Genomic DNA, 9,187 nt, shown 5'->3' on the forward strand with positions numbered 1-9,187 from the left:
GGCATCCTGATCAAGCAGGCCCGCGCCGAACATCACGGTGACGATCAGCGCCAGCTACACCACTCGACGGGACAGCATCACTGCGAGCGGCGCAAGCTGAGCGTTTCGTTTATGCTTCTGTTAACGACGACGGCATTACAAGGCTCTGTAGGAAGTGGCTGGCTCAAGAGAAGCCTCCCAAGGTTGTTACGAGCGGTGACGTGCCTACCATCAAGGTGAAACGGAAGCTGTAGACGTTCAGAGGGCCAAGAATCCCCCCTTGCCACCCCCACCCCCCTCTGCTATTCCCCCGCCACGCCAGAAGCCCCGGATTCGTCCGGGGCTCTTGGTTTGTTCGTTCCCGATGCAGCCGCAGAAGGAACGGGCACTAAATTCGGGGATCTTCGGAGCCCTTCACCGCCGGGTGGCAACACCCGTGCAAGCAAACGGAAGACAGGAAACATGGCACTCAAGTCGTACAAGCCGACGACGCCTGGCCAGCGCGGGCTGGTTCTGATCGACCGTTCGGAGCTGTGGAAAGGCCGCCCGGTCAAGCACCTCACCGAGGGTTTGAACCGTTCCGGCGGCCGGAACAACACCGGACGTATCACGATGTGGCACCAGGGCGGGGGCGCAAAGCGTCTTTACCGGGTGGTCGATTTCAAGCGTCGCAAATGGGACATCCCCGCCACGGTCGAGCGGATCGAATACGACCCGAACCGCACCGCCTTCATCGCGCTGATCAAGTATCAGGACGGTGAACTGGCCTACATCCTCGCGCCGCAGCGCCTGGCCGTGGGCGATCAGGTGATCGCGGGCGCCAAGACCGACGTGAAGCCCGGCAACGCGATGCCGTTCAGCGGCATGCCGATCGGCACGATCGTCCACAACGTGGAACTCAAGCCCGGCAAGGGCGGCCAGCTGGCCCGTGCGGCGGGCACCTATGCCCAGTTCGTCGGCCGCGATGGGTCGTATGCGCAGATCCGCCTGTCCTCGGGCGAGCTTCGCATGGTCCGTCAGGAATGCATGGCCACCATCGGTGCCGTGTCGAACCCCGACAACTCGAACCAGAACTTCGGGAAGGCCGGACGCATGCGCCACAAGGGCATCCGCCCGACGGTGCGCGGCGTCGCGATGAACCCGATCGACCACCCGCATGGCGGTGGTGAAGGCCGCACCTCCGGTGGCCGTCACCCGGTCACCCCGTGGGGCAAGGGCACCAAGGGCAACAAGACGCGCAAGCCGAAGGCTTCGGATGCACTGATCGTCCGTTCGCGTCACGCCAGGAAGAAAGGGCGTTAATCCATGGCACGTTCCATCTGGAAAGGCCCGTTCGTCGACGGCTACCTTCTGAAGAAAGCCGAGAAGGCGAAGGCATCGGGCAAGTCGGAAGTGATCAAGATCTGGTCGCGCCGCTCCACCATCCTGCCGCAATTCGTGGGCCTGACCTTCGGCGTCTACAACGGCAAGAAGCACGTCCCCGTTGCGGTGACGGAAGAAATGATCGGCCAGAAGTTCGGTGAATACTCGCCGACGCGGACCTACTACGGTCACGCCGCCGACAAGAAAGCGAAGAGGAAGTAAGCCATGGGTGCGGAAAAGAACCCCCGCCGCGTGGCGGACAACGAAGCGATGGCCGTGCTGCGCATGCTGCGCACGTCCCCGCAGAAGCTGAACCTGGTCGCGGGCATGATCCGCGGCAAGAAGGTGGACAAGGCCTTGGCCGACCTGACCTTCTCCAAGCGCCGCATCGCCGGCGACGTGAAGAAGTGCCTGCAATCGGCGATCGCCAATGCGGAAAACAACCACAACCTCGACGTGGACAGCCTGATCGTGGCGGAAGCCTGGGTCGGCAAGAACCTGGTGATGAAGCGGGGCCGTCCGCGGGCCCGTGGCCGTTTCGGCAAGATCATGAAGCCGTTCTCTGAAATCACCATCAAGGTCCGTCAAGCCGGGGAGTCCGCATAATGGGTCAGAAGGTCAATCCGATCGGGATGCGCCTCCAGGTCAACCGCACCTGGGACAGCCGCTGGTTTGCCGGGTCGAAGGACTATGGCGATCTGCTGCTGGAAGACCTGCGGATGCGCGAGTTCATCCACAAGGAACTCAAGCAGGCCGGCATCAGCCGCGTCATCATCGAGCGTCCGCACAAGAAGTGCCGTGTGACCATCCACACCGCACGTCCGGGCGTCATCATCGGCAAGAAGGGCGCGGACATCGAGACGCTGCGTCAGAAGCTGACGGCGTTCACCAAGTCCGAACTGCACCTGAACATCGTCGAGGTCCGCAAGCCGGAACTCGACGCCCAGCTGGTGGCCGAGTCGATCGCTCAGCAGATGGAGCGCCGCGTCTCCTTCCGTCGCGCGATGAAGCGCGGCGTGCAGAACGCGATGCGGATGGGTGCGCTGGGTATCCGGGTCAACGTTTCGGGCCGCCTCGGCGGCGCCGAGATCGCCCGGACCGAATGGTACCGCGAAGGCCGCGTGCCGCTGCACACGCTGCGTGCCGACATCGACTATGCGCTGTCGGAAGCCGAGACCCCCTACGGGATCATCGGTGTGAAGGTCTGGATCTTCAAAGGCGAAATCCTTGAGCATGATCCCCAGGCCCATGACCGTCGTCTTGCCGAAGCGGCTGACGGCCCGGCCCCCCGTGGCCCGCGCCGCGACCGCGAACGCGCCTAAGGAGTAAGTCAGATGCTGCAACCAAAGCGCACCAAGTATCGCAAGATGCACAAGGGCCGCATCCATGGCGAAGCCAAGGGTGGGTTCCTCATCAACTTCGGCTCCTACGCCCTGAAGGCAACCGAGCCCGAGCGCGTCACCGCGCGGCAGATCGAAGCGGCCCGCCGTGCGATCACCCGCCACATGAAGCGTCAGGGCCGGGTCTGGATCCGCATCTTCCCGGACGTTCCGGTCTCGGCCAAGCCCGTCGAGGTCCGCATGGGCTCGGGCAAGGGTTCGACCGACTACTGGGCCTGCAAGGTCAAGCCGGGCCGGATCATGTTCGAGATCGACGGCGTGAACGACGAAGTCGCGCGCGAGGCCCTGCGCCTGGGCGCGATGAAGCTGCCGGTCCAGACGCGCATCGTCGCGAAGGAAGACTGGTAAGGTTCGGTGCGCTGTAGCGCACCCTACGATATCGGCCCCCGCTGGAAACGGCGGGGGCTTTTTCAACTCTGGAGCCTGTCATGCCCGACATCACCTCTCTATTCGTCACCCGCCTTTACCGCGCTTTCCTCAATGACCTTGCGAAGAAGAAGATCGATTACGCCGAACTGCGTCAGACCTGCGAGATGGTGGCCGAGGACGACGAGGCCGGACAGGCGTGGTGCGAGGCGAACGGCTATCCCGGCTATACATCCTATGCCTCGCTGAACGACCTGCCCTGGCGGATGCCGATCTTCGCCGATCTGGAAAAGGCGCTGGACAAGCATGTTGCTGCCTTCTGCACCGATCTCGGCTTCGACCTGGGCGACAGGAAGCTGAAATGCAATTCCCTCTGGATCAACATCCTGCCCGAAGGCGGCACCCACGCCAGCCACATCCACCCGCATTCGGTGATCTCGGGCACGACCTATGTCGCGATGCCGGAGGGGACGAGCGCCCTGAAACTTGAAGACCCCCGCCTGCCGATGATGATGCTGGCCCCCGTCCCCCTGAAATCCGCGCCGCAGGAGTTGCAGCGGTTCGTCTATGTGAAGCCCGCGGTGGGCGAGGTTCTTCTCTGGGAAAGCTGGCTCCGCCACGAGGTCCCGATGAACATGTCCGAGGAAGAGCGGATCTCGGTCAGCTTCAACTACGGATGGGCGTGAGAAGGAATCGTAGGGTGCGCTACGGCGCACCATCCGGAGGTGCGCTGTAGCGCGCCCAACGAATTTGCAGTCTGCTGGGAATGACGACTGCAAGGCGGCAAGGATGACAGCATCGCAACCACGCCTGCCCTCCAACTTCCCCCTTGCCCCCCGCCGCCTTCCCCCCTATACGGGCGCATCCGCGATTCCGGGGTGACTCGGCGTCGGCGGTCTGTCATTGATCCGCCAGGTCCTCGGTGACCCTGCCAAGGGGCCGACTGGCGATTGTGAAAAGGAAAGACCGGCATGAAAGCCGAAGAACTGCGTTCGAAGACGCCGGACCAGCTGCGCGACAGCCTGATCCAGCTGAAGAAGGAAGCCTTCAACCTGCGCTTCCAGCAAGCGACCAACCAGCTTGAGAACACCGCCCGCATGCGTGCCGTCCGTCGTGACGTCGCCCGCATCAAGACCGTTCTCAACCAAAAAGCCGCCGAAGCTGCGAAGTAAGGGGAAAACACATGCCGAAACGCATCCTGCAAGGCGTCGTCACCTCGGACAAGAACGAGCAGACGATCACCGTCCTCGTGGAACGTCGCTTCAAGCACCCGCTGCTGCAGAAGACCGTCCGCAAGTCGAAGAAATACCGCGCCCATGACGCGGAGAACAAGTTCAAGGTCGGCGACGTGGTCCGCATCGAGGAATGCGCGCCGATCTCGAAGACGAAACGCTGGACCGTGGTCACCGACGCAACCGCGTAAGTGACCCCGGTCCCGAACGAAACCCCGGGCTGCGTGCCCGAAGGTCGGGAGACTGAAAAATGATCCAGATGCAGACGAATCTGGATGTGGCTGACAACTCCGGCGCGCGCCGGGTGCAGTGCATCAAGGTTCTGGGCGGCTCGCACCGCCGCTATGCTTCCGTGGGCGACATCATCGTGGTGTCGGTCAAGGAGGCGATTCCGAAGGGCCGCGTGAAGAAGGGCGATGTCCGCAAGGCCGTCGTCGTCCGCACCGCCAAGGAAGTCCGCCGTGAAGACGGCACCTCGATCCGTTTCGACCGCAATGCCGCCGTCATCCTGAACAACCAGGGCGAACCGGTCGGCACCCGCATCTTCGGGCCGGTCGTGCGCGAGCTGCGCGCCAAGAACTTCATGAAGATCATCTCGCTGGCTCCGGAGGTGCTCTGATGGCTGCGAAACTCAAGAAGGGTGACACGGTCATCGTGCTCACCGGCAAGGACAAGGGCAAGAAGGGCGAGATTTCCGCCGTCATGCCGTCCGAGAACAAGGCCATCGTCGATGGCGTGAACATCGCGATCCGCCACACCAAGCAGTCGGCGGCCAGCCAGGGCGGCCGCATCCCCAAGGCGATGCCGATCGACCTGTCGAACCTCGCCATCGTGGACAAGAACGGCAAACCGACCCGCGTCGGCTTCCGCATGGAAGGCGACAAGAAGGTCCGCTACGCCAAGACCACCGGGGAGGTGATCTGATGCTCGACGCAGCGAAATACACGCCCCGCCTGAAGGCCGTCTATGCCGACAAGATCCGCGCGGCGATGAAAGCCGAATTCGGCTACAAGAACGACATGCAGATCCCCAAGCTGGACAAGATCGTCCTGAACATGGGTGTCGGCGAGGCGGTCAAGGACACCAAGAAGGTGAAGCAGGCGGCCGAGGAACTGGGCCAGATCGCCGGTCAGAAGGCCGTCATCACCAAGGCCAAGAAGTCGATCGCCGGCTTCCGTGTCCGCGAGGAAATGCCCTTGGGCTGCAAGGTCACGCTGCGCGGCGACCGGATGTACGAATTCCTCGACCGGCTCATCAACGTGGCTCTGCCCCGCGTCCGCGACTTCCGCGGCGTCAAGGGCAACAGCTTCGATGGTCGCGGCAACTATGCCATGGGCCTGAAAGAGCACATCGTGTTCCCCGAGATCAACTTCGACAAGGTCGACGAGGTTCTGGGGATGGACATCATCATCTGCACCACCGCGAAAACCGACGCGGAAGCCAAGGCGCTGTTGAAGCATTTCAACATGCCCTTCACGTCGTAAGCGCGAGGAACCGAGATATGGCAAAGAAATCCATGGTGAACCGCGAAGTGAAGCGCGCCAAGCTGGTGAAGCAGCATGCTTCCAAGCGCGCCGCGCTGAAGGCGGTGATCAACGACCAAACGAAGCCGATGGAAGAGCGTTTCAAGGCGACTCTGAAGCTGGCCGAACTGCCTCGCAACTCGTCGGCGACGCGGATCCACAACCGCTGCCAGCTGACGGGCCGTCCGCATGCGTATTACCGCAAGCTCAAACTGTCTCGTATCATGCTGCGTGACCTGGCCTCGTTCGGCCAGATCCCCGGCATGGTCAAGTCCAGCTGGTAAGGGAGGCATCAGATGTCCATGAACGATCCTCTCGGCGATATGCTGACCCGTATCCGCAACGCCCAGATGCGCGGCAAGTCCACCGTGACGACCCCCGCCTCCACGCTGCGGGCCCGCGTGCTCGACGTGCTCCTCTCGGAAGGCTACATCCGTGGCTATGAAAAGTCCGAGACGGCGAACAAGCAGGGCGAATTCACCATCAGCCTGAAGTACTATGAAGGCGAGCCCGTGATCCGCGAAGTCAAGCGCGTGTCCAAGCCCGGCCGTCGCGTGTACATGGGTGTGAACGAGCTTCCCTCGGTCCGCAACGGCCTTGGCGTCGCCATCGTCTCCACGCCCAAGGGTGTTCTGTCGGATGCAAATGCACGCGCGGCCAATGTTGGCGGCGAAGTGCTTTGCACCGTGTTCTGAGGAGGGTGCAATGTCTCGTATCGGCAAGAAACCCGTCGAACTGGTCAAGGGCACCTCGGCCTCGATCAGCGGTCAGACCATCGAAGTGAAGGGCCCGAAAGGCACCCGCAGCTTCACCGCGGGCGACGATGTGACCCTCACCATCGAGGGCAACGCCGTCAAGGTGACGCCGCGTGGCCTGTCCAAGCGCGCCCGCCAGCAGTGGGGCATGACCCGCTCGATGGTGGCGAACCTGGTCACCGGCGTCTCGGAAGGCTTCAAGCGGGAAATGGAAATCCAGGGCGTCGGCTATCGCGCCGCCATGGCTGGAAACGTCCTGAAACTGTCGCTGGGCTATTCTCACGAAGTGAACTTCGAAGTGCCGAAGGGGGTGACGATCACCGTCCCGAAGCAGACCGAGATCGTCGTGGAAGGCATCGACCAGCAGCAGGTCGGCCAGGTGGCCGCGAACATCCGCGAATGGCGCGCGCCCGAGCCCTACAAGGGCAAGGGCATCCGCTACAAGGATGAGTATATCTTCCGCAAGGAAGGCAAGAAGAAGTAAGGGTGGCGAAAATGGCTTTGAACAAGAGAGAGCTGTTCCTCAAGCGCCGCCTGCGCGTCCGGAACAAGATCAAGGCGACCGCGCATGGCCGTCTGCGCCTCAGCGTGCACCGGTCCTCGAAGAACATCAGCGTCCAGCTGATCGACGACGCGAAGGGTGTGACGATCGCGGCGGCCTCCACGCTGGAAAAAGAGCTTGGCGTGGTCGGCAAGAACAACATCGAGGCTTCGGCCAAGGTGGGCGCGGCGATTGCCGAGCGGGCCAGGAAGGCGGGCGTCGAAGAGTGCTACTTCGACCGTGGCGGCTTCCTGTTCCATGGCAAGATCAAGGCGCTTGCCGATGCGGCCCGCGAAGGCGGACTGAAGTTCTGATAACTGCGGGCGGCTTGGCCTTTTCCAAGGTCGGGCCGCCCCGATGATCCGGGCCCCGGACCAGATCCGGGGCACCAGGATTGGCTTTAACGGCGCGATGCGCCTCCACGAAGGATATGCCCCATGGCAGAACGTGACAACCGCCGGGAAGGCCGCGGCAACGACCGCCGCGACAACCGCCCGGAAGAAAACCCGGAATTCGCCGACCGTCTGGTCGCGATCAACCGCGTCTCGAAAACCGTCAAGGGTGGCAAGCGCTTCGGCTTTGCGGCTCTCGTCGTGGTCGGGGACCAGCGCGGCCGCGTCGGCTTTGGCAAGGGCAAGGCCAAGGAAGTGCCGGAAGCGATCCGCAAGGCCACGGAACAGGCCAAGCGCAGCCTGATCCGCGTGCCGCTGAAGGACAGCCGGACGCTGCATCACGACATGGAAGGTCGCCACGGCGCCGGTCGCGTCGTGATGCGCAGCGCCGTGGCCGGGACCGGGATCATCGCCGGCGGCCCGATGCGCGCCGTGTTCGAGATGCTGGGCATCCAGGACGTCGTCGCCAAGTCGATCGGCTCGACCAACCCCTACAACATGATCCGCGCGACCATCGACGGGCTGAAGCAGGAAACCTCGCCCCGTTCGGTCGCCGCGCGCCGTGGCAAGAAGGTGGCCGAGATCCTGCGCAAGCCGGAAACCGAAGCCGCCGCTGAAACCGTGGAGGCCTGAGCATGGCTGACAAGAAAAAGACCATCGTCGTGAAGCAGATCCGTTCGGCCGCCCGCCGTCCGGCCGTGCAGACCGCGACGCTGAAGGGCCTCGGCCTGAACAAGCTGAACCGCACCCGCGAGCTGGAGGATACCCCTGCCGTGCGCGGCATGGTGAACTCGATCAGCCACCTGGTCCAGATCATCGAAGAGCGCGGGTAGGTCGGGGTTCACCCCGACTCTTCTGCGCACGCGTGTAAGGTGGGCAATCTGCCCACCTCCCGTTGAAACAAGAACGCCCTCGTGGAACCGCGGGGGCGTTACTGTTTGAGCCGAGCCTCTAGTTTCAGGTGGCACTTCTCGAGATAGGCTGAAGCCTCGATATCGTAGCGATCAATCAAGGCCCCGAGATCGACAGCCTCGTTCTTAATGCTTCCATCAACGTACCACGTTAGCGGGATGCGCTTGTATGATCTGGGCTGCCGCCCTGACACACATCTTGCAGGTGCAGTAGCTGCTTTGGCGATCTTGCTTTGCGTGTTCTTGACAGGATGACCTACCGCCAGGTTGCGCAAGTCACGTAGTTCTGCCCAAGCAGAATCGAGGGCCGGCTGTGGGTCCAATTCACGCGTTCCCTCGAACGAGAACCACAGCTCCTTAATCGCATCCTGTTGGACGAACACCGCCTGCAACACGCCCCAAAATTCAAGATACGCCTTGAGCGGATGACTCGAGAAATCCGAGGCGCGATGATGTATCAACGCCTCGGCGGTATCCTGAATCCAGTCCTTCGACACGCAGAACGCAAAGTACTGGTCTTCTGTTTGAAAACCCATACTCTGTTTGTGCAACCAGACATGCGCGTTTGCGTGCCATAGCTCCGAGATCAAATCGCGTCGTTCCGCAATTCTTTGCGTCATTTTTCATCTCCAAACTTTGTTTGCTGGATGCTGTCCCTGAGCTTGGTGTAGGTTCTGGCTGAGGTGGTCACCGGCGATGTTCCGGTAGGGTCTGGTTGCTGACACC

Annotated in this window: 18 protein-coding genes; 17 read left to right on the forward strand and 1 reads right to left on the reverse strand. The window is 62.4% G+C overall.

Translation table 11 applies throughout. The annotated features are described in order from the left end of the window. Positions 1 to 441 precede the first annotated feature (441 nt). The 17 genes from rplB (at position 442) to rpmD (ending at position 8,383) form a co-directional block, all read left to right on the forward strand. Entirely contained in the window at positions 442 to 1,281 is an 840-nt protein-coding gene (gene rplB, locus D5084_RS09305) for a 50S ribosomal protein L2 (RefSeq protein ID WP_128515225.1), read from the forward strand. A gap of 3 nt (positions 1,282 to 1,284) precedes the next feature. Further along, positions 1,285 to 1,563, forward strand: a complete 279-nt coding sequence (gene rpsS, locus D5084_RS09310; RefSeq protein WP_128515226.1) for a 30S ribosomal protein S19 — start codon at positions 1,285 to 1,287, stop codon at positions 1,561 to 1,563. Positions 1,564 to 1,566: 3 nt separating this feature from the next. Beyond that, a complete protein-coding gene (rplV, locus tag D5084_RS09315) occupies positions 1,567 to 1,947 on the forward strand; it encodes a 50S ribosomal protein L22 (RefSeq protein WP_128515227.1) in 381 nt (126 codons plus the stop codon). Beyond that, positions 1,947 to 2,663, forward strand: a complete 717-nt coding sequence (gene rpsC / locus D5084_RS09320; RefSeq protein ID WP_128515228.1) for a 30S ribosomal protein S3 — start codon at positions 1,947 to 1,949, stop codon at positions 2,661 to 2,663. Before rplV ends, rpsC begins: the two co-directional genes overlap by 1 nt. Positions 2,664 to 2,675: 12 nt before the next feature. Next, positions 2,676 to 3,089, forward strand: a complete 414-nt coding sequence (gene rplP / locus D5084_RS09325; protein ID WP_128515229.1) for a 50S ribosomal protein L16 — start codon at positions 2,676 to 2,678, stop codon at positions 3,087 to 3,089. Between the two features lie 80 nt (positions 3,090 to 3,169). After that, on the forward strand, positions 3,170 to 3,793 hold the full coding sequence (locus tag D5084_RS09330; RefSeq protein WP_128515230.1) for a TIGR02466 family protein: 624 nt from the start codon (positions 3,170 to 3,172) through the stop codon (positions 3,791 to 3,793). Between the two features lie 285 nt (positions 3,794 to 4,078). Next, positions 4,079 to 4,279 (forward strand): 50S ribosomal protein L29, encoded by a 201-nt coding sequence (rpmC, locus tag D5084_RS09335; RefSeq protein ID WP_128515231.1) that lies wholly within the window; start codon positions 4,079 to 4,081, stop codon positions 4,277 to 4,279. An 11-nt stretch (positions 4,280 to 4,290) separates the two neighbouring features. Beyond that, on the forward strand, positions 4,291 to 4,530 hold the full coding sequence (gene rpsQ / locus D5084_RS09340) for a 30S ribosomal protein S17 (protein ID WP_128515232.1): 240 nt from the start codon (positions 4,291 to 4,293) through the stop codon (positions 4,528 to 4,530). A gap of 59 nt (positions 4,531 to 4,589) precedes the next feature. Further along, on the forward strand, positions 4,590 to 4,958 hold the full coding sequence (gene rplN, locus D5084_RS09345; RefSeq protein ID WP_023666245.1) for a 50S ribosomal protein L14: 369 nt from the start codon (positions 4,590 to 4,592) through the stop codon (positions 4,956 to 4,958). Next, entirely contained in the window at positions 4,958 to 5,263 is a 306-nt protein-coding gene (rplX, locus tag D5084_RS09350) for a 50S ribosomal protein L24 (RefSeq protein WP_128515233.1), read from the forward strand. Before rplN ends, rplX begins: the two co-directional genes overlap by 1 nt. Next, positions 5,263 to 5,823, forward strand: coding sequence for a 50S ribosomal protein L5 (rplE, locus tag D5084_RS09355; RefSeq protein ID WP_128515234.1), 561 nt, complete (start codon positions 5,263 to 5,265; stop codon positions 5,821 to 5,823). The genes rplX and rplE overlap by 1 nt, the downstream gene beginning before the upstream one ends. 17 nt (positions 5,824 to 5,840) lie before the next feature. Beyond that, on the forward strand, positions 5,841 to 6,146 hold the full coding sequence (gene rpsN, locus D5084_RS09360) for a 30S ribosomal protein S14 (RefSeq protein WP_128515235.1): 306 nt from the start codon (positions 5,841 to 5,843) through the stop codon (positions 6,144 to 6,146). Between the two features lie 12 nt (positions 6,147 to 6,158). Then, a complete protein-coding gene (gene rpsH / locus D5084_RS09365) occupies positions 6,159 to 6,557 on the forward strand; it encodes a 30S ribosomal protein S8 (protein ID WP_128515236.1) in 399 nt (132 codons plus the stop codon). A 10-nt stretch (positions 6,558 to 6,567) separates the two neighbouring features. Then, positions 6,568 to 7,101 (forward strand): 50S ribosomal protein L6, encoded by a 534-nt coding sequence (gene rplF / locus D5084_RS09370; protein ID WP_128515237.1) that lies wholly within the window; start codon positions 6,568 to 6,570, stop codon positions 7,099 to 7,101. A gap of 11 nt (positions 7,102 to 7,112) precedes the next feature. Further along, complete coding sequence (rplR, locus tag D5084_RS09375; protein WP_128515238.1) at positions 7,113 to 7,472, forward strand: 50S ribosomal protein L18; 360 nt, start codon at positions 7,113 to 7,115, stop codon at positions 7,470 to 7,472. A gap of 123 nt (positions 7,473 to 7,595) precedes the next feature. Further along, entirely contained in the window at positions 7,596 to 8,183 is a 588-nt protein-coding gene (gene rpsE, locus D5084_RS09380) for a 30S ribosomal protein S5 (RefSeq protein WP_128515239.1), read from the forward strand. 2 nt (positions 8,184 to 8,185) lie between these two features. Further along, positions 8,186 to 8,383, forward strand: a complete 198-nt coding sequence (gene rpmD, locus D5084_RS09385; protein ID WP_128515240.1) for a 50S ribosomal protein L30 — start codon at positions 8,186 to 8,188, stop codon at positions 8,381 to 8,383. Between the two features lie 98 nt (positions 8,384 to 8,481). On the opposite strand, the gene D5084_RS09390 is transcribed toward rpmD, so the two are convergent. Next, on the reverse strand, positions 8,482 to 9,081 hold the full coding sequence (locus D5084_RS09390) for a hypothetical protein (protein WP_128515241.1): 600 nt from the start codon (positions 9,079 to 9,081) through the stop codon (positions 8,482 to 8,484). Positions 9,082 to 9,187 lie beyond the last annotated feature (106 nt).

This window comes from Tabrizicola thermarum (genome assembly GCF_003574395.1).
Classification (GTDB): domain Bacteria; phylum Pseudomonadota; class Alphaproteobacteria; order Rhodobacterales; family Rhodobacteraceae; genus Tabrizicola; species Tabrizicola thermarum.

Bases quoted from the DNA above. Each gene is read 5' to 3' on its own strand.
- D5084_RS09330 (WP_128515230.1), top strand. From the start codon at position 3,170: ATGCCCGACATCACCTCTCTATTCGTCACCCGCCTTTACCGCGCTTTC.
- rpmD (WP_128515240.1), top strand. From the start codon at position 8,186: ATGGCTGACAAGAAAAAGACCATCGTCGTGAAGCAGATCCGTTCGGCC.
- rplN (WP_023666245.1), top strand. From the start codon at position 4,590: ATGATCCAGATGCAGACGAATCTGGATGTGGCTGACAACTCCGGCGCG.
- rpsQ (WP_128515232.1), top strand. From the start codon at position 4,291: ATGCCGAAACGCATCCTGCAAGGCGTCGTCACCTCGGACAAGAACGAG.
- rplP (WP_128515229.1), top strand. From the start codon at position 2,676: ATGCTGCAACCAAAGCGCACCAAGTATCGCAAGATGCACAAGGGCCGC.
- rplE (WP_128515234.1), top strand. From the start codon at position 5,263: ATGCTCGACGCAGCGAAATACACGCCCCGCCTGAAGGCCGTCTATGCC.
- D5084_RS09390 (WP_128515241.1), bottom strand. From the start codon at position 9,081: ATGACGCAAAGAATTGCGGAACGACGCGATTTGATCTCGGAGCTATGG.
- rplR (WP_128515238.1), top strand. From the start codon at position 7,113: ATGGCTTTGAACAAGAGAGAGCTGTTCCTCAAGCGCCGCCTGCGCGTC.
- rpsH (WP_128515236.1), top strand. From the start codon at position 6,159: ATGTCCATGAACGATCCTCTCGGCGATATGCTGACCCGTATCCGCAAC.
- rpsS (WP_128515226.1), top strand. From the start codon at position 1,285: ATGGCACGTTCCATCTGGAAAGGCCCGTTCGTCGACGGCTACCTTCTG.
- rplF (WP_128515237.1), top strand. From the start codon at position 6,568: ATGTCTCGTATCGGCAAGAAACCCGTCGAACTGGTCAAGGGCACCTCG.
- rplB (WP_128515225.1), top strand. From the start codon at position 442: ATGGCACTCAAGTCGTACAAGCCGACGACGCCTGGCCAGCGCGGGCTG.
- rplV (WP_128515227.1), top strand. From the start codon at position 1,567: ATGGGTGCGGAAAAGAACCCCCGCCGCGTGGCGGACAACGAAGCGATG.
- rplX (WP_128515233.1), top strand. From the start codon at position 4,958: ATGGCTGCGAAACTCAAGAAGGGTGACACGGTCATCGTGCTCACCGGC.
- rpmC (WP_128515231.1), top strand. From the start codon at position 4,079: ATGAAAGCCGAAGAACTGCGTTCGAAGACGCCGGACCAGCTGCGCGAC.
- rpsC (WP_128515228.1), top strand. From the start codon at position 1,947: ATGGGTCAGAAGGTCAATCCGATCGGGATGCGCCTCCAGGTCAACCGC.
- rpsN (WP_128515235.1), top strand. From the start codon at position 5,841: ATGGCAAAGAAATCCATGGTGAACCGCGAAGTGAAGCGCGCCAAGCTG.
- rpsE (WP_128515239.1), top strand. From the start codon at position 7,596: ATGGCAGAACGTGACAACCGCCGGGAAGGCCGCGGCAACGACCGCCGC.